Below are 21,198 nucleotides of genomic sequence, written 5' to 3'. Positions count from 1 at the left end.
GTGTCAGAAAAGTAGAGCGTTTAGTGGCAAGACGGTATAGACACCAGAAAGACTTTATCGCCCCAATGCTGTTTTGCGGGTATTTGAATGGGTGAGGGTTTGTGAGCTGACTGAGTGAGTACTGTTTGCCGGCGTTAGAGAGACCATTGCTGTTGATTATGGACAATGCACCAATTCAACCGATTCATCCCCAAGGGGGGATGCAGGCAGTGGTAAAAGCGGCGGGTCACGCGGTGTTATTTTTACCGAAATCCTCTCCTGATTTGAATGTGGTTGAGCATGACTTTAGTGGGCTGAAGTGAGTGGGCTGAAGCGAGCGCGGAGGTATGCAGGGTCAAACCGTTCTATGGATAAGGTGATTCGCAAGTATTGTGCTGGATAATGTCTCATTCTTGATTGGAATAACTATATATTGCTACAATCGTGCCTGATCCGTGGCGGTATTGGTGCCATCGCCAAGCGTGATCAATGATTTGCTCGATGTCAGGGTACTGCGGCTGCCAACCTAAAATCTGACGGGCGCGATCGCTATTGGCAACGAGGATTGCGGCGTCTCCTGCTCGGCGATCGCCCTCAACGACTGGAATCGAACAACCTGTGACCCTCTGAGCGGCTTCAATAATTTGCCGCACCGAAAAGCCTTGGCCATTCCCCAAGTTAAAAATTTGCGAGTCGCCGCCACTCAGGAGGTACTTTAATCCCAGCACATGGGCTTGGGCTAGGTCCACGACATGGATGTAGTCGCGAATGCAGGTGCCATCGGGAGTAGGGTAATCTGTGCCATAAATGCAGATGTGGGGGCGTCGTCCCATCGCCGCCTGCAACACTAGGGGAATCAAGTGGGTTTCTGGATGGTGATCTTCCCCTAAGCGGGAGTCGGGATCGGCGCCTGCGGCATTGAAATAGCGGAAAATTACCGACTTGAGGCCGTAGGCCCTGCCCATATCGGCAGCAATTTGCTCCACCATCCACTTGGAGCGCCCGTAGGGGTTAATGGGAGCACAGGGACAGGTTTCGCGAATCGGCACCTCTGAGGGCAAGCCATAGACGGCGGCTGTGGAGGAAAAAACAAAGTAAGGCACCTCGGCGGCGACCATGGCCTGTAAGAGGGTCAGGGCACCATAAACATTATTTTGATAAAAGCGATCGGGGGAGCGGACAGACTCGCCCACTTCAATATAGGCAGCAAAGTGCATTACTGCCGTCACGGGATAGGTTTGAAAAATCCAATCTAAGAGGGAGCGATCGCCAATATGACCCACAATGAGTTCTGTTTTAAGAACAGACTCGACTAAATCGCGGTGCCCTCGCTCAAGGCTATCTAAAATCAGAACCTGAAAGCCGGCTTGCTGCAGTGCCAAAACGGTATGGCTGCCAATATAGCCCGCGCCCCCGGTGACCAGAATTAGCGGCGAATTATTACCATTATTAATTGTCATTAAAGTCCATCTGTTACACTAGGAAAGCTGCTACAAATTCTGCCATGACCAGTGACTTACACCATGAAATCACCCAAGAGGTGAAACGACGTCGTAATTTCGCCATTATCTCTCACCCGGATGCCGGGAAAACGACGCTGACGGAAAAGTTACTGCTTTACGGTGGGGCTATTCACGAGGCGGGAGCCGTCAAAGCACGACGGGCACAGCGGCAAGCCACCTCTGACTGGATGGAAATGGAGCAACAACGGGGGATTTCGATTACCTCGACGGTCTTGCAGTTTGAGTACCAAGGCTATCAGATTAACCTCTTGGATACCCCCGGCCACCAAGACTTTAGTGAAGATACCTATCGCACCCTTGCGGCGGCTGATAATGCCGTGATGCTGGTGGATGCGGCCAAGGGTTTAGAACCCCAAACCCGTAAGCTCTTTGAGGTGTGCCAACTGCGGGGTCTGCCGATTTTTACATTCATCAACAAGCTGGATCGGCCGGGGCGGGAACCCCTTGAACTGATTGATGAAATTGAACAGGAGCTGGGGCTGATTCCCTATCCTGTGAACTGGCCGCTGGGGATGGGCGATCGCTTTCGCGGCGTCTATGATCGCGTGCGCCGCAACTTTCACTTTTTTGAGCGCACGACCCACGGTAGTCGTGCTGCGGCGGAAACCATCCTTGCCCTTGGCGATCCGGCCATTGACGCCTACATTGAGCCCTATCGCTTGGAATATCACCAACTCAAGGACGAACTGGAACTGCTAGATGGGGTTGGTGCTGAACTCGACCTCAATTTGGTGCATCAGGGAAAAATGACTCCCGTCTTCTTTGGCAGTGCCATGACCAACTTTGGCGTGCGCCTGTTTCTGGAGCACTTTTTGACCTATGCGTTGCCACCCATGGCCTACAAGAGCGATCGCGGGGCGATTGATCCGACGCAGGAGCATTTCACTGGCTTTGTGTTTAAGCTGCAGGCCAATATGGATCCGAAACATCGCGATCGCGTCGCCTTTGTGCGGGTCTGTAGCGGCAAATTTGAGAAGGACATGACCGTCAACCATGCTCGCACCGGCAAAACCATCCGCCTTTCTCGTCCCCAAAAACTCTTTGCCCAAGGTCGCGAATCCCTTGAAACGGCCTATGCGGGCGATGTGATTGGCCTGAATAATCCAGGCATGTTTGCCATTGGCGACACCCTCTATGTCGGCCCCAAATTGGAATATGAAGGCATTCCCTGTTTTTCCCCAGAACTCTTTGCCTATCTGCGCAACCCCAACCCCTCCAAGTTCAAATCCTTCCAAAAAGGGGTGAATGAGCTACGGGAAGAGGGTGCCGTGCAAATCATGTACTCTACCGATGAATCGAAACGAGAACCGATTCTGGCGGCAGTTGGCCAATTGCAATTTGAAGTGGTGCAGTTTCGCCTATTAAACGAATACGGTGTGGAAACTCGTCTTGACCCTCTCCCCTATACCGTTGCGCGCTGGGTACTGGATGGTTGGGAAGCCCTTGCAGCCATTGGCCGCATCTTTAATGCTGTCACCGTCAAAGACAGTTGGGGACGGCCGGTGCTGCTCTTTAAGAATGAGTGGAATCTGCAACAGACAATGGCAGATCATCCCAAACTGCGCCTGAGCGCGATCGCCCCCCTTGCCGCTGTTGTGTCTGCCTAGCTGCCCCATGAGTAGTGTCTATACCCGTCCCCTTGCTCGTCTCATTGAGCAGTTGCAACGCCTGCCGGGCATTGGCCCCAAGACCGCCCAACGTCTTGCCCTTCACCTGATCAAACGTCCCGAGGCTGATATTCAAGCCTTGGCGCAAGCTCTCCTTGAAGCGAAACAGCAGGTGGGGCTTTGTTCCGTGTGTTTTCACCTCTCTGCCGAACCCGTGTGTGACATCTGTGCCTCCCCCCAGCGAGACAATCATCTCCTTTGTGTGGTGGCTGATTCCCGCGATGTCATTGCCATTGAAAAAACCCGCGAGTACCACGGCAAGTACCATGTCTTGGGCGGACTCATTTCGCCCCTAGAGGGCATCACCCCCGAACACCTGCACATTCAACCTCTGATTCAGCGCGCCAGCCAACCGCAGGTGCAAGAGGTGATCTTGGCCATCAACCCCAGTATTGAAGGGGAAACGACCACTCTCTATGTGGGGCAGCTGCTGCGGCCTTTTGTGAAGGTCACTCGCATTGCCTTTGGCCTACCGGTGGGCGGTGATCTCGACTATGCCGATGAAATGACCCTTGCCCGTGCCCTTGCCGGTCGCCGGGAAATTGAGTGGCAGTAGCTTAGTGCCCCCCCTGCAATCGCCGCAATGCCGTCACAATTTGGTGAATGGCTCGCTTCAGTTGCTCGACCTCGTGGTGTAACCGCTGGTTTTCCGCTTCCAAAGCGGCGAGGCGATTGTCATCCCCACCACTGCCTGTTGCCGCTGGTTGCTGTTGCAGTTGCGCAACCGTTGCTTGGAGTTGAGCAAAGTCATTTGCCTTGACAGATTGTGCCTGCAAAGCTTGAATGGCACCTTCAAGGGCGGCCAGTTTGTCATAGACGGGGGTGAGATCCACAGCGACGGGAGCCGCTACTTCCGCAGGAGCTGCTGCTTTGACGGGTCTGGGCTTACGGGCTTTGCGAAAGGCCTCTTGAATTGCTGCTTCGAGTTGTTCTTTTTCAAAGGGCTTCTCAATGAACTCAAACCACTCAAAGGGTTCTTGGAGCTTTTCGGTGACCTCTTCCTTGCGCCCTGACATAATTACGAGGGGGATAGCGCCAAGGAGATCATTTTTCTCCAATTCTTGATAGACTTCCCAGCCGCTCACCTTCGGCAGCAGAAAATCCAGCATGATCAACGTCGGCTCAGACTGCTCAATGAGTTGCAGACCTTCACGGCCATCCTTGGCCTCAAGGATTTCGTAGTCGCCCTCTGGCAACATCTCGCGGACGCGCATCCGGATTACTTTACTGTCATCAATGACAAGGACTTTGCGGCTAGTCACGGAAACACTCCATTCTATACAAGATTCCTATAGCAAGAGATTGTGAATAGAGGGCGGCAGTGGCATGACCACTACGTGATTTCAACCTTAGCATAGCCCTATCTTTTGGAGTTGGCCACTCGCCTTACACTGCGGCAAAGCGTCCCTGAACCCAAAAATTTGGGGTCAAAGACCCACCCTTGAGGGCAGGAGAATGTCACAATAGAAGTCTCAGCCGGATGAAAGATTTGTTAAATAGATCAGCCCCTATGCCAGAGTTTGCTGCTGCCCCTATCCACCTTCCCAAAACCAGTGAATCGGAGCGGATCAAGCGTATTCGCCACACCACGTCCCATATTTTGGCAATGGCAGTCCAGAAGCTGTTTCCCAAGGCGCAGGTCACAATTGGTCCTTGGACTGAGAGTGGATTTTATTACGATTTTGACCACCCCGAACCCTTCAGCGAAAAAGACTTGAAGCTCATTGAAAAGGAGATGGTCAAGATCATTAAGCGCAAGTTGCCGGTGATCTGCGAGGAAGTGACCCGTGAGGAGGCCGAGCGCCGCATCCGGGAGCTAGGGGAACCCTACAAGCTGGAAATTCTCCAAGACCTCGAGGAGCCAATTACGATTTACCACTTGGGGGATGAGTGGTGGGATCTCTGTGCGGGACCTCACGTTGAAAATACGGGCGAGATTAACCCCAAGGCGATCGCCCTTGAAAGTGTTGCCGGTGCCTACTGGCGCGGCGATGAAACCAAAGCCCAACTGCAGCGCATCTACGGTACTGCTTGGGAAACCCCAGAACAACTGGCGGAATATAAACGCCGCAAAGAAGAAGCCCTGCGCCGTGACCACCGCAAACTGGGCAAAGAGCTGGGTCTCTTTATTTTCGCTGATCCTGTAGGACCAGGGCTACCCCTGTGGACTCCTAAGGGAACGATTCTGCGCTCAACCCTCGAGGAGTTTCTCAAAAAAGAGCAAATGAAGCGGGGATATCTACCGGTGGTGAGTCCGCACATTGCCCGTGTGGATCTATTTAAGACCTCTGGCCACTGGCAAAAGTACAAAGAGGATATGTTTCCCCTGATGGCCGAAGATGCTGAGGCAGCAGCCAACGAGCAGGGCTTTGTCCTCAAGCCAATGAACTGCCCCTTCCACATTCAAATCTATAAAAGTGAGTTGCGCTCCTACCGTGACTTGCCCCTACGGTTGGCGGAGTTTGGTACGGTTTATCGCTATGAGCAGTCCGGGGAATTGGGGGGCTTGACGCGGGTGCGGGGCTTTACCGTTGATGACTCCCACCTTTTTGTCACGCCAGAGCAGTTGGATGCCGAGTTTTTGAATGTGGTTGATCTCATTCTCTCGGTCTTTCGCTGTCTGCGTTTAAATAAATTCAAGGCACGGCTGAGCTTCCGCGATCCCAAATCCGACAAGTACATTGGCTCCGATGAGGCTTGGTCAAAGGCGGAGTCAGCAATTCAGCGAGCGGTAGAACAGTTGGGCATGGAGCATTTCTTGGGGATTGGGGAGGCCGCCTTCTATGGCCCCAAGCTCGACTTTATCTTTGAGGATGCCCTCGGTCGCGAGTGGCAGTTGGGAACGGTTCAGGTGGACTACAATTTGCCTGAGCGCTTTGATTTGGAATACGTTGCTGAGGACAATACCCGCCGCCGACCGGTGATGATTCACCGTGCCCCCTTTGGCTCGCTGGAGCGGCTCATTGGCATTCTCATTGAGGAGTACGCAGGGGATTTCCCCTTCTGGCTGGCACCCGAGCAAGTGCGCCTGTTGCCCGTGGGGGATGAGCAACGCCCCTATGCCGAACGTGTGGCCGCTCAACTGCGAGAGCAGGGCATCCGCGTGAGTGTGGATCGCACGGGCGATCGCCTAGGTAAACAAATCCGCAATGCTGAAACCCAGAAAATTCCTGTGATGGGCATTGTGGGTGCCAAGGAAGTCGAAAGCGAGACCGTGAGTATCCGCACCCGTGCAGCGGGAGATGTCGGCGCCTTGTCTGTTGAACAACTCATCGAGAAACTGACATCGGCAGTGAATGCAATGGATGCCGAGATTCAGTGGCAGTAGGCCGAGCCTTCTGGCGAATAGGGAGTATAAGCAGAAGTGTTAAATCCGCAAACGAAGCTTAATGTCCCCGTTGCGGGGATTGTTGCGTCATCCTACAACTAAGGGATTATCCTCCTTCGTAAGGGTGTTCTCTAGCACCCAGCCCAGCTTTTGCTGCTGTAGTTCCATCAGCTGAGATTTTTAAGTGTGACACGAAGTCTCAGCCAAGTGATAGGCTAGGGCTTGCTGTTGCATTGTTCGAAAAATGTTGTAAAAGCCATTGGCTCGCGAGGGGGTTAAGCTGACATTCAGTCCGGTTTGCTGAATAAAGTCAGGTTTTAACTGGAGGATTTCTGCAGGTGTCAACCCACTCAACCCTTCAACCAATAGCCCCACTAATCCCTTCGTCACTTGAGCGTCAGAATCCCCCTGAAAAATCACCTTGCCCTGCTCTAAAGAGGCCGTCACGTACACTTGGGAGACACAGCTAGGTACGCGGTTGGCGGCAACCTTCTGCTCCTCAGGAAATGGCGGCAGGCGCTTTGCAAAGCTCAGCAAGTATTCATAGCGCCGCTTTGGATCTGATATCTGTTGGAACCGCTGAACAATGCGATCGAGGGAAGCCGGTAAAGGCTGGCAGGCGGAGGGCATATTTACCTAGAAGAACGCTGCTGAGAAAAATGATAACTATTTCTCATTTTAGCCTCAGCAGTTGCACAATAACGGCAGCAGTCAACCTAGGGGCAGCTTTTCATACCAATAGACCGCCGTGCTCTTACCCTTAACTCATAACTTGTGTTAGCCTTGAATGTACTCACTCGGTTCTGGTGGGGATCAGCCATCAGACGCAAGGGGGAAAGTGCAGTGCAAATCTGCCGCTGTCCCGCAGCTGTGATGAGAGGCACTACTCTCTCAGTCAGAATGCCCGCCGAGTTGTGAATGTCGTTATGCCAACATCTGCGAGGTACAGATGATGTTCTTCATGCTTCAATTTTCATTAATTTGCCTAGGTAAAGAACCCCCCTACCGCCCTTTTCTCGCAACGTTGCTGCCGTTGCTGTAGCACAAGTGATTTTGGAGATTTTCAAGCACCTACAAGCACTTAGACAAGGGGTTGCTCTTGCAGTGACCCACGTTAGGTTCTGCTGATGATGCTGGAAGTGTACTGCTTGTTGGGCTGAAAACAGCTATCTTTCTTTGTCTATTGAGAGAACTGTCAAAACTCAGGGTACTGCAACAATGACCATTCAAACTGCAACGCTAGGCTACCCCCGCATTGGTAAAAATCGTGAGCTGAAAAAGGCATTGGAAGCCTTTTGGAATGGCAAATACAATCAAGAAAATTTGCTACAAACAGTTCAAGAGATTGAATTGGCAAATTGGCAAACGCAACTGCAGGCTGGCATTGATCGCATTGGCGTTGGCGATACCAGTTTTTACGATCCCGTCCTTGACTGGAGTGTCCGCCTCGGCCTCATCCCACAGCGGTATCAAGCCTTTACAGGGCTGGAGCAATACTTTGCAATGGCTCGTGGCAAAGAGAGGATTCCAGCTCTTGAGATGACCAAATGGTTTGACACCAACTATCACTACTTGGTTCCCGAAATGAGTCAGCCTCTTCAGGCAGCGGACTTTAGTGATTTTCTGGGCATCATTGGTCGCGCCCAAAGGGTCTTGGGCGATCGCGCCGTTCCCATGGTGCTAGGGCCTTTAACCCTGCTACGGCTGAGTCGGCTGCAGATGAATCTAGAGGAAGCGTTGTCTTGCCTAGTGGAGCGCTATCTTATCCTGTTGGCTGAATTGAAGAACCTAGGGGTGGTTGAGGTACAAATCCACGAACCTGCCTTGGTTTTTGGGGACACCAACAACTTCAGGGAATTGTATGAATCAACATTTGATGCGCTCTGTCAAGTTGGCTTGCCGATTTACCTAGTGACCTACTTTGATGATCTCGGCGCTGCCTATCCTTGGGTGGTGACGTTGCCCGTAGCCGGCATTAGTCTAGATTTTACCCGTGGGCAGAACTTGGCATTATTGCAGCAGTATGGTTTCCCAAGGGATAAACAGCTGGGAGTGGGTATTGTGGATGCCCGAAACATTTGGAAAATTTGCCCAGAACCTGTCGTGTCAACCTTGGCAGTGATTCAGGGTATCACAACTAATATCCGGTTGCACCCCTCAGCCTCTTTACAATTCGTCCCCTACGATGCAGCACGAGAAGTGAAGTTACCAGAGCCATTGCGGCGGGTGTTGAGTTTTGCCGAACAAAAGTTGGATGAGGTGGTGCTATTGGCACAGACGCTGCAGGAGAGTCCCAAAGCCCTTGCCCAGCACCCCCAATTGGCAGAGATTGAAGCCCAGTGGCAGGCCTTTAAGGAATTTAGCCCTGTGAATCCAGTGGTACAACAGCGGTTGCGCAATTTAACCGTCAACGATCTGGAACGGGCTATGCCCTATGAACAACGCCGCCAACTGCAGCCCACCTTACCGCTCTTTCCGACAACTACCATTGGTTCTTTTCCGCAAACCCCAGAAGTGCGGCAATTGCGGGTGAAGCTCAAGCGCGGAGAAATCACCCTTGCTGAGTACCAAGCAGCAATTGATGCTGAAATTGCCAAATGCATTCGATTGCAGGAAGAAATTGGCCTAGATGTATTGGTGCATGGTGAGTTTGAACGCACCGACATGGTGGAATTCTTTGGCCAGAAGCTCACTGGTTTTGCCTTTACTGAACACGGCTGGGTGCAAAGCTATGGCAGTCGCTGTGTGCGTCCACCCATTATTTATGGGGATGTAGCGCGAACCGAGCCAATGACGGTGCGAGAGTTTAAGGTGGCGCAATCGTTGACACAAAAAATCGTCAAGGGTATGCTGACGGGGCCGGTAACAATGATTATAGCTATTCCAATAAAGAATGAGACATTATCCAGCACAATACTTGCGAATCACCTCATCAATCGAACTGTTTGACCCTGCATACATCCGCGCTCGCTTCAACGCACTGAAGTCGTGCTCAATCACATTCAAATCAGGAGAGTATTTCGGTAAAAATAACACCTCGTGACCCGCCGCTTTGACCGCTTCCTGAATCGCCCCTTTCGGATGAATCGGTGCATTATCCATAATCAACAACGAAGGTCTCTTTAATGCCGGCAAACAGTACTGACTCAGCCAGCTCACAAACCCTACCGCATTCAAGTATCCGCAAAACAGCATTGGGGCGATGAAGTCTTTCTGGTGTCTATACCGTCCTGCGACTAAACTCTCTCTTTTCTGACGCTTCCCCGCTCGCTCTCCATAAATTCGTTCGCCTCGTGCTGACCACCCATACTCACACTCTACTCGAGAGTCAAACCCCGTCTCATCGATATAGACTACCGTTTCCTCCCCATGGCTCTCTACCCATGTGTCGAGCTGTTGTTGATACGCTTGCCGCTCTTCTTCACACCGTTCTTGGTAACGCATCTGTTTTTTTTTCGGGTGATGCCCATCTGGGCGAGGGCATAACTAATGGTGGAAACTTGAACGCCAAATCGCTGGGCACGGTCGATTAAACGGTCATCGGGATGGGCAGCAACATCGGCTGCTAAGGCCGCCCAATCCAGCTTCCAAGGACGACGGGGGACAACTGTGGGGGCTAAGTCGTCTCGCTTCAGCCAGCGATGGATAGTGGCGCGGCTCACCTGAAAAATTTGAGTCGCTTCACTGATTTTGCCACCTTGCTTGATATAGGAGACAACCCGCTCTCGTAAGTCCAAGCTATAGCTCATATTCTTGAGTAACATTCATGACTCTTTGAGTATAGCCTATCCCTCTTGAAAATATCTCATCTCCTTTCGAAATAGCTATAACTGGTCTTTTACCCGCACCGATATTCCGCGTAGCGAACAGGCGATGCAGATTGCCTTGGCTCTACGGGATGAAGTGGCCGATTTAGAAGCTGCTGGGGCAAAGATTATCCAGATTGATGAACCCGCTTTACGGGAAGGATTACCCCTCAAGCCGGAACGTTGGCAGGAGTACTTGGCTTGGGCCGTCGATGCGTTTCGGTTGGCGGCTGGTGTGGCTAAGCCAGAAACTCAAATTCATACCCACATGTGCTATTCGGAGTTTGGCGACATTATTCAACATATCGAGCGCCTAGATGCAGATGTGTTGTCCATTGAAAATAGCCGCAGTAACAATGAAACGCTGTTTGAAATTACTGATGCCGGCTATCAACAGCAGGTGGGCAATGGTGTTTATGATGTTCATAGTCCGGCAGTTCCCACTGTTGAGCAGATGGTTCAGCAGCTGGAGACTGCGATCGCCCATCTACCCAGTGACCAGATTTGGGTTAACCCAGACTGCGGTCTGAAAACCCGTCGCTGGGAGGAAGTGATTCCCTCACTGAAAAACATGGTGGCCGCCGCCCAGCAATTGCGAGGGGCTCGTCTTACCAGCTGAGGATCTGTTGTTGCTGCCAGCGCACCGTTGCCCCCTTAAAATCGCAGGATTTTTCCACCACTCAAAACTGCGTTTCCATTCCTGCGATTAGGGGCGCAATGCTTGTAAGAAGGCTGCCTCGCCTAAAGACCTGCTCCATGATTGGTAGGGGCACCTGATCCTCGGCTGATAGGATATCCGCGTGAGTGTGGATCGTACGGGCGATCGCTAGGTCAACAAATCCGCAATGCTGAAACCCAGAGAATTCCTGTGATGGGCATTGTGGGTGCCAAGGAAGTCGAAAGCGAGACCGTGAGTATCCGCACCCGTGCAGCGGGAGATGTCGGCGCTTTCCCTGTTAAGGAACTGGTTGAAAAACTCACCTCTGCCATGACTGCGATCGATGCCGATATTCAGTGGCAATAGTGGGCAATTGATCTACAGGGCAGTTGACCTCACCTTTAATAGTTTGTCAAAATGAGCGGCGAGTGGTTCTCGCGATCGCGTAGCGTACCCTTCGGGTAATCGCTCTAATCAATTCTCTAGGGAACAGAATGACTGAAACACCGATTTCACCAACAACGGTTTTGCAACAACTACAATGGCGCTACGCCACGAAGAAATTTGACCCCAATCGCAAAATTCCTGCGGATCTATGGCAAACACTTCTACAAAGTCTGGTACTGGCTCCTTCTTCCTTTGGCCTGCAACCGTGGAAGTTTTACGTCATTGAGACGCCTGCGCTACGCCAAGCCCTGCTCCCCCACACTTGGAATCAACGGCAGGTGGTGGATGCCTCCCACTTAGTGGTATTTGCCATTAAAACCAATCTCAATGCTACGGACGTTGATCGCTACCTTGCACGGCAAGCGGAAGTCCACCAAACCGCAGTGGAAAATCTGCAAAAGTATGGGGACTTGGTCAAGGGCTTTTTGCAGTCACCCCCCTACCCCCTCAATGTTGATGAATGGTCAACCCGCCAAGTCTATATTGCTTTGGGTCAGTTTATGCTGACGGCGGCGCTGCTGGGCATTGACACCTGCCCGATGGAGGGTTTCTTGCCCCAAGAATATGATCGCCTTCTCGGTCTACCTGCCCAAGGTTATCATGCCGTCGTTCTATGTGCAGCGGGCTATCGAGCGGCCGATGACAACTATGCGACTTTGCCCAAGGTACGCTATCCCCTAGAGGCAGTTGTGGAAGTGCGCTAAGGTTCACGAATTGACCCCGCTGGACATAGGCTAAGCTAGAAATAGCTCGGTACAAACGTTTGTATGTCTTTGCACACCGATGATCCCATTGACCACAATTTAGTTGATTTAGAAATCGTTCCCGCCAAAGAAGAAGAGCGCTCTGAACCCACCAACATTATTATTCGCGAGATGGGCATTGACGACATTGCCCCTGTATTTCACCTTGGTGAGGAACTCTTCACCAGTGATCTGTATCCCTCGCTGTATCGCATCTGGGATGAGTGGGAGGTTATTGGTTTCTACAACACCGATCCCGAATACTGTCTGGTGGCCGAAGCTGACTCGCAAGTGGCAGGGTTTATCTTAGGCACAATTATTAGCAAAGCCCCTTGGGTCTATGGCTACATTAACTGGCTGGGGGTACATCCGCAGTATCAACGGCGGGGGATTGCCGACAAGCTCGTAGATAAGCTCATTGAACGCATGATTGAGGAGGGGGCGCGATTTATGCTGGTGGATACCGATCCGGCCAACACGCCCGCAGTGAAGTTCTTTACCCGTAAGGGCTTTGGCAATCCGCGGCGGCATGTCTTTTTTTCGTTAAACTTAACCAAGCACGAAATCTATGGCCGGCTGATTGCCTACGAGCGCGATCGCTCCGAGCGGTTGACCTATCGCCGTCCCCGCCGCCGCTAGAAAGCGGAAATCTAGATAGTTGTTCCTTGGAGGTGTCTGCCCCGGTGACTCTTTCTTCTGCCCCCTCAGATGAGATTCCTGTTCCTGCCCACATCCATTACGAGTTAGCGCTGCAAATTTTGGAACAGGTCTCGTTGCCCGCCCTCCCTCCCCACTCCAGTGGTTACCAGCAACTCCATAGTGCGGTCATTCATCTGCGCAAAGCCCTGCGGCTGCAAAAGCAGTTTGAAGAGGAATGGCAATTGAGAGGCGGCAGTGTGGAGTACCAATGGTCGCTGAATCGCGATCGCCCCCCAGCTCAGAGCAAGTAACCCAATCCCAAGAGCAAGCTACTCCAAAAATGCAGTTGCACCGCAATAAATTTCGAGTTCTTGATCTGCTCAGGGACACTGTGAAATTGCGCCATCCGCTGGCACAAATAAATCGCCCAAGGCAGTGAACTCAAAGCCAGCAGTGTTGGCCATGGCAGGATTCCCCATGCGACACTGGCCAGCAACACCCCATAAAAAAGACCACAGGCACCATAGACCAGTTGAGCACTGCGAGCTGTCCCTAAGCGCACGACCGGCGAACGTTTGCCAGCGGCTAGATCATCGGCCACTTGGTGAAAGTGGGAGCAAAAAAGAATCAGTGTTGTCGTCAGACCATTGAGGATAGCCACTGGCCAAATACTAGGGCTAAAGGTTTGCACTTGGCTATAGTAGGCAGCAGCGATCGCCAAAGGTCCAAAGCAGATAAAACAAATCGGCTCCCCCAAGCCCAAATAGCCCAAACGAAAGGGCGGGCCTTGGTAGCTATAGCCTAGGGCACAGCAGAGCAATACCAACCCTAAAACCGTTGCATCCTGTTGCAACCAACTAATGGCCGCAATCCCCAGTAGCCCCAAGAGTAAGCAGAGGTTGCTCAGCCAGAAGATGAGTTGCTTTTTGCCCGTGAGATTGACGACTGAATGGTACTTGTGGCGATCGATCCCCGTTTCGGCATCAAACACATCATTACTGAGATTCAGCCAAACCAAAATCAGCACTGCCGCTGTCAGAAACAACCCAAAAGGCCACCAGTGCACCCTTCCCGTTTCGGCGATCGCCACCGCCGTGCCCAACCAAATGGGCATCACTGCCACACTGTACATGGGCAGTTTAATCGCCGCCCACCACAAACGGGAGCGATCTATCGATTCTGACGGACTAGCCATCTCACCCATACTTGAGTCACCTTCGTCAGCATATCATTGCCGCTCCTGTCCATAGATCGCTTGTTTCGCTGCCCAAATGGCCTGCCGCAACGCTGGATTATTCAGCTTATAGCTATAGATGCCCAAGTCCCGCGCTAAGGCCACCAGTTGTGGGCGAGTCAGCCGCTCTAGCTCCGCGATCGTCAGCGTTTCGATAGTGGGTTGAGGCGGACACAGTCGGCGTTCAAGGGCGGCCACTTGCCGTTCTAGGGCACTCAGTCGCTGCAAAACTGTGGGACAGGCCATCTCCGTCGGCTGAAGAGATTGTTGCAAAATTTTACGAATTGCCTTACTAAGGGAACCGCATCCCTGCTGGACTTGCCAGCGTTGGAGTTGGCCATAGAGTTCAGCATCTAAACGAACCGTGATCTTTTTGTGGGGCATGCCTGAAATTCTAAAAAAAAACCGACAAACTTACCTACAGTCTGTCGGCTCGTTGTGTGTTCCCTGTTGATGACTCGGATAGTACTGAGTCACTATTTAGTATGACCCATCCCCCGATAGAATGACTGTGACGATGATCACAATTTAGCCGCCTTTTATTGCGTTTCACCAAATTCTCTCATTAGACTTTCCAAATTCCCTATGACCTCTCCCCTAGACGGTACGATTATTTTGCCCGGCAACCCCCTGAGCGTCCCCCTACGGCGGCGTTTACTCCATGTGAATGGGATAGGGAGCGATGCTGCCAAGCAACGGCGGGATTTGAACCGCCTTGCCGAACTCACAGCGACTTATCCTTTAGAAATTCGGGGCATTCACAATCAGACCCATGGCTTCCAAGCGGATCTCTTGGAAAGTTTCCTCGGTAAGGCAGAACTCTACCGTTTTTGGCTCCAGACCCCAGCCCCAGACCCCAGCAAAGATCGCCGCTATGAGTATGCCAAACTCCTTAGCCAACTGGTGAGCAAAGACCTTGCCGATGATGCCGATATTCTAGCGATCGCCCAACCGAGCCAACTGCAACAGCGCCCCCTCGATATCAATAGCACCGCTGACTTAACGAAACTCCTTGACCTCTCGTTCCTACAAAAATTAGGCTGGGGGGATTTTGTCCAGTATCTCTACGGTGCCTTTCCAGCCGGCGCGCCGCGTCCCACCCTGCGGTTGGCCTATGAAATCGTCAAGGGGTTACAAGCGGGAGCCGAATTGTACCTTGTCGCCCATAGTCAAGGGTTAATTATTACTGCCCTTGCCTGCCACATTGTCCACCAATTGCTGCTGCCACAAACGAAATGGATGGAGATGGTTCATCTCATTGGCTATGGCCCGGCCATTTTCTTTGCGGATTTACCGCCAGAGCTACAGCCGCGAACCATCCTAATTCAACACCGTCAAGATGTGGTGGCCGAAACCCTGAGCAATCTTCGCAATGTCGATCTGTGGACTAACTTGCAAACCCAGATGGAAAAAGCCATTCACTACGCTGATGATCTGTTGAAAGTGCTCGGTCAAGATAGCCACCACTCTGCCAGTTTCTATTTGGGGTTACAGGATAGCCCCAGCAGCCGGCGATCGGCAGAACTGATACAAATTTTATTAACCCAAAGCTGGACAGCGACCCCCAGTCTTGCCGTCCTTGGGGGCACACGGCTGATCCTTGAACTTTAGCGGATGAGTGGCAGAAGCGGCTATCCTAGTAGAGAGAAAGAAATAGGAAGAAGGAAAAAATAGAACGCCAATGAAGGGTCTAGAAAAGATTATCCCCCTAGATGGGCGGGATATTAAGGTGGTATTGCAAAAATTTGCCCCCCAAGCTGCCGGTTCCATTCTCATTAGTTCGGGAGAAACGGCTGTACTCGTGACGGCGAATCGTGCCGCCGCTCGCGAAGGCATTGATTTTTTACCCCTTGTGGTGGATTACGAAGAGCGCCTCTATGCCGCTGGGCGGATTCCCGGCGGTTTTTTACGGCGTGAGGGTCGCCCCCCCGAAAAAGCGATTCTCATTGGTCGCCTGATTGACCGGCCGCTGCGCCCCCTCTTTCCCCAATGGTTGCGCGATGATCTGCAAGTAGTAGCCACGACGGTTTCCTTGGATGAAAATGTTCCCCCCGATGTATTGGCGGTAACGGGAGCCTCGATCGCTGTTCTTTTGGCGCAAATTCCCTTTAATGGTCCAATGGCAGCAGTGCGGGTGGGCCTTGTGGGGGATGAGTTTATTATCAACCCCACCTACAAAGAAATTGAGCGCGGTGGCTTAGATCTGGTCGTGGCCGGCTCTCCCGATGGCGTGGTGATGGTGGAGGCCGGTGCCAATGAGCTGCCCGAAGCCGACATGATTGAAGCTATTGACTTTGGCTATGAGGTGATCCAAGACCTGATTCAAGCGCAGCGGGATCTCCTCAAGGAATTGGGCATTGACATTGTCCACGCGGAACCGCCGGCGATCGACCCCACCTTGGAAAACTTCATCTACGATCGCGCTGTTGAACCGGTCAAAGCCATTCTCAAACGCTTTGAAAAGGACAAAAATGTTCGCGATGCTGCCCTCGATGAGGTGCAAGGGGCGATCGCCCAAGAAATTGCTGCCCTGCCAGCGGATCACCCGGTCGCAGTGGCGGCAGCGGAAAACCCGAAAGCCCTGCCTACCCTCTTTAAGGCCGTGACGAAAAAACTCATGCGGCAGCAAATTATTGAAGAAGGGGTGCGAGTGGATGGCCGCCGTCTCGATGAAGTGCGTCCCATTTGGTGTGAGGTGGGGGTTCTGCCAGAGCGGGTTCATGGTAGTGCCCTCTTTAATCGCGGCTTGACGCAGGTGATGTCTGTGACCACCCTCGGTTCTCCTGCCGATGCCCAAGCCCTTGATGATCTGCATCCCGAGGACAGCAAACGTTATCTGCACCACTACAACTTTCCCCCCTACTCTGTGGGTGAAGTCAAACCCCTGCGATCGCCCGGGCGGCGGGAAATTGGCCATGGTGCCCTCGCCGAGCGTGCCCTCGAACCGGTCATTCCTCCCAAAGAGGAGTTTCCCTATGTGATTCGCGTCGTGTCGGAGGTGCTCTCTTCCGATGGTTCTACCTCCATGGGATCCGTTTGTGGTTCCACCCTCTCCTTGATGGATGCCGGGGTACCGATCCGTAAACCCGTCAGTGGGGCGGCCATGGGGCTGATCAAGGAGGGCAATGAGGTGCGCATCCTCACCGACATTCAGGGGATTGAAGACTTCCTTGGCGACATGGACTTCAAGGTAGCCGGCACCGATAGCGGTATTACCGCTCTGCAAATGGATATGAAAATTACTGGCTTGCCCGTTGCCGTGATCAAGCAGGCGATCGAACAGGCACGTCCGGCACGGCTCCATATCCTTGAGAAAATGCTGGCGGTGCTGGACAAACCCCGTCCACAACTGCCCCCCAGTGCGCCACGGCTGCTGACGTTGCAAATTCCCCCCGATATGATTGGCCTTGTCATTGGTCCCGGTGGTAAAACCGTGCGCGGTATCTGCGAGCAATACAACGTCAAGGTGGATATTAGTGAAGAAGGGCTGGTCACCATTACTGCCCCCAATGAAACCAACGCCAAGCAAGCACGGGCGGCCATTGAGGGTCTGACGCGAAAGCTCAACGCCGGTGATGTCTATCTGGGCAAGGTGACGCGGATTATTCCCATTGGCGCTTTTGTCGAGTTTCTCCCCGGCAAGGAGGGGATGATCCACATTTCCCAGTTGGCGGAATATCGCGTTGGCAAAGTCGAGGACGAAGTGAAAATTGGCGATGAAATTGTCGTCAAAATCCGTGAGGTGGACAGCAAAGGTCGCATTAACTTGACCCGCCTTGGTATTCATCCCGACGAGGCCGAAGCCGCCCGCAGTAGCTCCGTTATCTAGCCCATGGTCACCATGCCCAAGTCATCACCGCATACGTTCCTCTTGGAGGTGGGAACCGAGGATCTCCCCGCCCGCTTTGTCAGTAGTGCCCTGCGCCAGTGGCACACCCTGATTCCCCAAACCCTCAAGGAACAGGGACTGGAGGGGGAAGTCAAAGTCTGGGCAACCCCGCGCCGCTTAGCGGTACTGATTGAGGGGTTACCGCCCCAGCAACCCGATCAAGCAATTGAAATCAAAGGGCCAGCGGCCAGCGTGGCCTTTCGCGAGGGGGAACCTACCCCTGCCCTATTGGGGTTCTTGCGATCGCGCCAAGGTCGTCTTGAGGAAATTGAAATCCGTCCCACGGAAAAAGGAGAGGTAGTCTATCTCAAGCAAGTTCGCCCCGGCCAACCGACGTCCCAACGATTGACCGAGTTGGCACCACAGTGGATTGCCGCCCTTGAGGGTGCCCGCTTCATGCGCTGGGGGGATGGGGATTTGCGGTTTTCGCGTCCCATTCGGTGGTTAGTGCTGCTGTGGGATGAGCAGGTACTGCCCTTGGTCTTGGAGAGCCATTCCGTGCGCATTGCCAGCGATCGCACCACCTATGGCCATCGCGTCCTTTCTCAAGGGGCTATTGTCCTCAAGCATGCCCAAGACTATGAAGCTGCCCTTGAAACGGCGGGAGTCTTGGTAGATCCAGAGGTTCGCCAGCAACGGATTCGCGAGCAAATTGCTGCCCTTGCTGCGGAAGCGGGGGGATGGGTGGATTTAGAGGTGCCCCTTTTGGAGGAAGTCACCCACCTCGTGGAATGGCCAACGGCGGTTTTGGGAAGTTTTGAAGCGCGGTTTCTTGCCCTGCCCCTTGAGGTGATTACCACCGTATTGGTGTCCCATCAGCGGTATTTTCCCGTGTACACCGATGCCACTCGCCAAGCGCTGCTCCCTGTATTCATCACGATTAGCAATGGCGACCCGGCGGCCACCCCCTTGATTCGTGCTGGGAATGAGCGGGTGATTCGTGCTCGCCTAGCGGATGCCGAGTTCTTCTACAAGGCGGATACGGCACAGCCCCTAGAGCACTATCGTGACAAACTAGCCACGGTTACCTTCCAAGATGAATTGGGATCCATGGCCGACAAAGTGGAGCGGCTAACCACACTGGCTCGTCAAATTGCCACCGCCTTAAATTGTGCGGCTGCGGACGTTGCTGCCATTGAACGCACGGCCTGCCTGTGCAAAGCGGATCTAGTGACGCAGATGGTAGGGGAATTTCCGGAACTCCAAGGCTACATGGGGCAAGTGTATGCCACGGTCTCCGGGGAAGCGCCAGCGGTGGCCACGGGGATTTTTGAACATTACCTGCCGCGTTTTGCCGGCGATCGCCCGCCCCAAAGTCTCACGGGTCAGGTGGTGGGACTCGCCGATCGCTTGGATACTCTTGTCTGCCTTTTTGGTATCGGCCTGTGTCCCACGGGGTCATCAGACCCCTTTGCCCTACGGCGGGCAGCCAATGCCGTGATCACCATTCTCTGGCAGGGGGAACATCACTTGGATTTCCTCGCTCTGCTACAGGAGTCTGCCCAAGCCTTTTGTCGCCAATTTGCCGCCAAGCTCAGTGCCGCTGACTTAGAGCAGCAACTGCGGCAGTTTTTTAGCCAACGGCTGCGAACCTTACTGCAAGAAGATCTTGGCATTGAGTATGACTTGGTGAATGCCGTCATTCCAGAGGATCAGCCGGAGTTGCAGACGCGTGCCCTCAGGGATGTGGTGGATGCCCGCGATCGCGCCCAATTTCTCCAAAAACTGCGCCAATCTGGTGAACTGATGACGATTTACCCCACGGTAAACCGGGCAACTCGCTTGGCACGCCAAGGCACCCTAGGGACAGACTGCCTGAATATCCGTGCCGTCAAGGCCAAGCACCTCGCAGCCCCCATTGAAAAGGAATTCTATGCCGCCCTCAAGGACATCTTGCCCACCGTCCAGCAAGCTCAAGTGCAGCGCGCCTATGGCGAGATTGTTCGTGCCCTAGCCTCCTTGGCTCCGATTGTTAGTCGCTTCTTCGATGGCGAGGAAAGTGTACTGGTGATGGCAGAGGATGCAACGGTACGTGCCAATCGCTTAGCGCTCCTTGGTCTATTGCGCAATTGTGCGGCAATTATTGGCGATTTTGGGGCGATCGTCCAAATCGAGAGCGTTGCATCCAGCTCATAGTTCTCACAACTTTTGGCAGGAACAAAAGTGTTGCTTAGCTCACAGCGGCAACGCATAATTGAGAGTACCCCAATTGAGAATTGCCGTGGCCTGTTCATCTGAGCAGGCGCTCAATTGGTGTTTAGACTGTTTGCGAGAATTGCCATGACTGCTGAACCCCCGGCCAAGCGCCCCCGCGCCAAGAAGACCCCAGCGACTCCGCCAACGCCTTCCCCTGAGTTAGAAACCAAATCTCGCCCAGAAATTCTCGGTGTTGCGGCAGCGGGTAGCTCACCGCCCAAGGTCAATACTGCTCCTGAAGAAGCGATTTCTGAGCAAGAAGATCTTCCTTCCCGTCCCCAGCCGATCCCACCCCCCAGTGAACGGATGCAATATCGGGCGATCGGGGTTGTGCGCGGTCGCTATGTACCCGCTTCGGAGGAGGAGTTCAACCGCGGGGTGATGATGACCGAGGATGGCGTGGAAATTGAAACCGTCCTCTTGGGGCAGGTGATGAACCTGATTAAAAAATATCTCGACCTGAATGAACCCCACCTCTGGGTGGTCTATCCCCGCACCCGCGACGTTGACAAAGAAGCGGTGAAGCTGCACCTGCAAATTGTGGGCGTATGGGAGCCGGAGCGCCTGCAACAGGCCAATGCCACAGCAGCGGATCCCGGCGTCAGTGACGGCTACTTTTCTGTACGCGGAGAAGTGATCTTCAACTCCCAAGAAAAGAACTTTGTCGTCGTTAAAATTCAACAGTTGCCGCGTCGGCGGGGCGAGAAACCCAAAGCTTTCAAACTGAAACTAACAGGAACCGTGCCTATGAAGTCACCCGGATACTTTTGGGACTTTCAGGTACAGCGACAGGGCACAAGTCTAGTGGTTCAGGAGGCAGCCACGGTGGGTATTTTGCCCCCCCGCAAAATCAAGAAGCCCAAGAAAGCCAAGGCACGGCCAGCCCGTCCCCAGCGCCCTCAGCGTCCCGGTTCATCGACCATATCGCCGCGTCCGACCCCCTTTCGCCCGGTTCGGCGATCGCCCAATCCCCCATTGAACTAGCGCCAAGGCATGGCTTGTCGAAGTGTTGTAAATTTTTGTAAATTTGTTGCACTGTCAACAACAACTTAGACACCGTACTTGATCCTTTAGCCCACCTACTGCGAG

16 protein-coding genes, 4 pseudogenes and 1 riboswitch are annotated in these 21,198 nt (G+C 53.2%); of the genes and pseudogenes, 14 read left to right on the top strand and 6 right to left on the bottom strand.

The features are described from left to right. Positions 1 to 158 precede the first annotated feature (158 nt). Positions 159 to 302 (top strand): transposase, encoded by a 144-nt coding sequence (locus RHJ02_RS08480; RefSeq protein WP_310742907.1) that lies wholly within the window; start codon positions 159 to 161, stop codon positions 300 to 302. An 84-nt stretch (positions 303 to 386) separates the two neighbouring features. Here the strand turns inward: RHJ02_RS08480 and galE are convergent, their stop codons facing one another. After that, entirely contained in the window at positions 387 to 1,439 is a 1,053-nt protein-coding gene (gene galE, locus RHJ02_RS08475) for a UDP-glucose 4-epimerase GalE (RefSeq protein ID WP_310800127.1), read from the bottom strand. Between the two features lie 44 nt (positions 1,440 to 1,483). Here galE and RHJ02_RS08470 point away from each other — a divergent pair, with 44 nt between their 5' ends. Beyond that, a complete protein-coding gene (locus tag RHJ02_RS08470) occupies positions 1,484 to 3,109 on the top strand; it encodes a peptide chain release factor 3 (protein WP_206199798.1) in 1,626 nt (541 codons plus the stop codon). Between the two features lie 7 nt (positions 3,110 to 3,116). Continuing rightward, a complete protein-coding gene (recR, locus tag RHJ02_RS08465; protein WP_206199797.1) occupies positions 3,117 to 3,725 on the top strand; it encodes a recombination mediator RecR in 609 nt (202 codons plus the stop codon). Positions 3,726 to 3,891: 166 nt separating this feature from the next. On the opposite strand, the pseudogene RHJ02_RS08460 reads toward recR, so the two are convergent. Then, positions 3,892 to 4,431, bottom strand: a pseudogene (locus RHJ02_RS08460) (response regulator); the annotation flags it as partial. Positions 4,432 to 4,679: 248 nt separating this feature from the next. Here RHJ02_RS08460 and thrS point away from each other — a divergent pair. Beyond that, positions 4,680 to 6,497, top strand: a complete 1,818-nt coding sequence (thrS, locus tag RHJ02_RS08455) for a threonine--tRNA ligase (RefSeq protein ID WP_302676116.1) — start codon at positions 4,680 to 4,682, stop codon at positions 6,495 to 6,497. A gap of 180 nt (positions 6,498 to 6,677) precedes the next feature. Here the strand turns inward: thrS and RHJ02_RS08450 are convergent, their stop codons facing one another. Then, positions 6,678 to 7,127, bottom strand: a complete 450-nt coding sequence (locus RHJ02_RS08450) for a SufE family protein (RefSeq protein WP_310800126.1) — start codon at positions 7,125 to 7,127, stop codon at positions 6,678 to 6,680. Between the two features lie 151 nt (positions 7,128 to 7,278). Next, positions 7,279 to 7,424: riboswitch (cobalamin riboswitch) on the top strand. Positions 7,425 to 7,715: 291 nt separating this feature from the next. Between RHJ02_RS08450 and metE the strand changes: the two are divergent. Continuing rightward, positions 7,716 to 9,371, top strand: a pseudogene (gene metE, locus RHJ02_RS08445) (5-methyltetrahydropteroyltriglutamate--homocysteine S-methyltransferase); the annotation flags it as partial. A 27-nt stretch (positions 9,372 to 9,398) separates the two neighbouring features. Here metE and RHJ02_RS08440 read toward each other — a convergent pair. Next, positions 9,399 to 10,246: pseudogene (locus tag RHJ02_RS08440) on the bottom strand (IS630 family transposase). A gap of 79 nt (positions 10,247 to 10,325) precedes the next feature. On the opposite strand from RHJ02_RS08440, the pseudogene RHJ02_RS08435 reads away from it, so the two are divergent. The 5 genes and pseudogenes from RHJ02_RS08435 to RHJ02_RS08415 all read left to right on the top strand — a co-directional run. Next, positions 10,326 to 10,922, top strand: a pseudogene (locus RHJ02_RS08435) (5-methyltetrahydropteroyltriglutamate--homocysteine S-methyltransferase); the annotation flags it as partial. A 252-nt stretch (positions 10,923 to 11,174) separates the two neighbouring features. Next, positions 11,175 to 11,327, top strand: coding sequence for a His/Gly/Thr/Pro-type tRNA ligase C-terminal domain-containing protein (locus tag RHJ02_RS08430; RefSeq protein ID WP_255521535.1), 153 nt, complete (start codon positions 11,175 to 11,177; stop codon positions 11,325 to 11,327). A gap of 128 nt (positions 11,328 to 11,455) precedes the next feature. Further along, positions 11,456 to 12,112 (top strand): NAD(P)H-dependent oxidoreductase, encoded by a 657-nt coding sequence (locus RHJ02_RS08425; protein WP_206199791.1) that lies wholly within the window; start codon positions 11,456 to 11,458, stop codon positions 12,110 to 12,112. 171 nt (positions 12,113 to 12,283) lie between these two features. Then, on the top strand, positions 12,284 to 12,790 hold the full coding sequence (locus RHJ02_RS08420) for a GNAT family N-acetyltransferase (RefSeq protein ID WP_225901709.1): 507 nt from the start codon (positions 12,284 to 12,286) through the stop codon (positions 12,788 to 12,790). Between the two features lie 44 nt (positions 12,791 to 12,834). Then, positions 12,835 to 13,101 (top strand): DUF5340 domain-containing protein, encoded by a 267-nt coding sequence (locus RHJ02_RS08415; RefSeq protein WP_206199789.1) that lies wholly within the window; start codon positions 12,835 to 12,837, stop codon positions 13,099 to 13,101. Here the strand turns inward: RHJ02_RS08415 and menA are convergent. Both menA and RHJ02_RS08405 read right to left on the bottom strand, forming a co-directional pair. Beyond that, positions 13,089 to 13,985 carry a 2-carboxy-1,4-naphthoquinone phytyltransferase gene (gene menA, locus RHJ02_RS08410; RefSeq protein ID WP_206199788.1) on the bottom strand — a complete coding sequence of 299 codons (897 nt, stop codon included), beginning with the start codon at positions 13,983 to 13,985 and terminating at the stop codon, positions 13,089 to 13,091. The genes RHJ02_RS08415 and menA overlap by 13 nt on opposite strands. A 33-nt stretch (positions 13,986 to 14,018) precedes the next feature. Further along, positions 14,019 to 14,408 carry a hypothetical protein gene (locus RHJ02_RS08405; protein WP_310453677.1) on the bottom strand — a complete coding sequence of 130 codons (390 nt, stop codon included), beginning with the start codon at positions 14,406 to 14,408 and terminating at the stop codon, positions 14,019 to 14,021. 201 nt (positions 14,409 to 14,609) lie between these two features. Between RHJ02_RS08405 and RHJ02_RS08400 the strand changes: the two genes are divergently transcribed. From RHJ02_RS08400 to RHJ02_RS08385, 4 genes are all read left to right on the top strand, one after another. Next, complete coding sequence (locus tag RHJ02_RS08400) at positions 14,610 to 15,635, top strand: hypothetical protein (RefSeq protein ID WP_206199786.1); 1,026 nt, start codon at positions 14,610 to 14,612, stop codon at positions 15,633 to 15,635. Positions 15,636 to 15,705: 70 nt separating this feature from the next. Further along, positions 15,706 to 17,853: a polyribonucleotide nucleotidyltransferase gene (locus RHJ02_RS08395; RefSeq protein WP_206199785.1), complete on the top strand. Its 2,148-nt coding sequence runs from the start codon at positions 15,706 to 15,708 to the stop codon at positions 17,851 to 17,853. A 12-nt stretch (positions 17,854 to 17,865) separates the two neighbouring features. Then, positions 17,866 to 20,049 carry a glycine--tRNA ligase subunit beta gene (gene glyS / locus RHJ02_RS08390; protein ID WP_310800123.1) on the top strand — a complete coding sequence of 728 codons (2,184 nt, stop codon included), beginning with the start codon at positions 17,866 to 17,868 and terminating at the stop codon, positions 20,047 to 20,049. A 144-nt stretch (positions 20,050 to 20,193) separates the two neighbouring features. Continuing rightward, a complete protein-coding gene (locus RHJ02_RS08385) occupies positions 20,194 to 21,093 on the top strand; it encodes a hypothetical protein (RefSeq protein WP_310800122.1) in 900 nt (299 codons plus the stop codon). Positions 21,094 to 21,198 lie beyond the last annotated feature (105 nt).

Origin of the sequence: Thermosynechococcus sp. TG215 (assembly GCF_031583455.1) — a bacterium.
Lineage (GTDB): Bacteria > Cyanobacteriota > Cyanobacteriia > Thermosynechococcales > Thermosynechococcaceae > Thermosynechococcus.
Note: the sequence above shows the minus strand (reverse complement) of the source record. Positions and strands in the feature narration are given on the sequence as shown.

Bases quoted from the DNA above. Each gene is read 5' to 3' on its own strand.
- RHJ02_RS08480 (WP_310742907.1), top strand. From the start codon at position 159: ATGGACAATGCACCAATTCAACCGATTCATCCCCAAGGGGGGATGCAG.
- galE (WP_310800127.1), bottom strand. From the start codon at position 1,439: ATGACAATTAATAATGGTAATAATTCGCCGCTAATTCTGGTCACCGGG.
- RHJ02_RS08470 (WP_206199798.1), top strand. From the start codon at position 1,484: ATGACCAGTGACTTACACCATGAAATCACCCAAGAGGTGAAACGACGT.
- recR (WP_206199797.1), top strand. From the start codon at position 3,117: ATGAGTAGTGTCTATACCCGTCCCCTTGCTCGTCTCATTGAGCAGTTG.
- thrS (WP_302676116.1), top strand. From the start codon at position 4,680: ATGCCAGAGTTTGCTGCTGCCCCTATCCACCTTCCCAAAACCAGTGAA.
- RHJ02_RS08450 (WP_310800126.1), bottom strand. From the start codon at position 7,127: ATGCCCTCCGCCTGCCAGCCTTTACCGGCTTCCCTCGATCGCATTGTT.
- RHJ02_RS08430 (WP_255521535.1), top strand. From the start codon at position 11,175: ATGGGCATTGTGGGTGCCAAGGAAGTCGAAAGCGAGACCGTGAGTATC.
- RHJ02_RS08425 (WP_206199791.1), top strand. From the start codon at position 11,456: ATGACTGAAACACCGATTTCACCAACAACGGTTTTGCAACAACTACAA.
- RHJ02_RS08420 (WP_225901709.1), top strand. From the start codon at position 12,284: ATGGGCATTGACGACATTGCCCCTGTATTTCACCTTGGTGAGGAACTC.
- menA (WP_206199788.1), bottom strand. From the start codon at position 13,985: ATGGCTAGTCCGTCAGAATCGATAGATCGCTCCCGTTTGTGGTGGGCG.
- RHJ02_RS08405 (WP_310453677.1), bottom strand. From the start codon at position 14,408: ATGCCCCACAAAAAGATCACGGTTCGTTTAGATGCTGAACTCTATGGC.
- RHJ02_RS08400 (WP_206199786.1), top strand. From the start codon at position 14,610: ATGACCTCTCCCCTAGACGGTACGATTATTTTGCCCGGCAACCCCCTG.
- RHJ02_RS08395 (WP_206199785.1), top strand. From the start codon at position 15,706: ATGAAGGGTCTAGAAAAGATTATCCCCCTAGATGGGCGGGATATTAAG.
- glyS (WP_310800123.1), top strand. From the start codon at position 17,866: ATGCCCAAGTCATCACCGCATACGTTCCTCTTGGAGGTGGGAACCGAG.
- RHJ02_RS08385 (WP_310800122.1), top strand. From the start codon at position 20,194: ATGACTGCTGAACCCCCGGCCAAGCGCCCCCGCGCCAAGAAGACCCCA.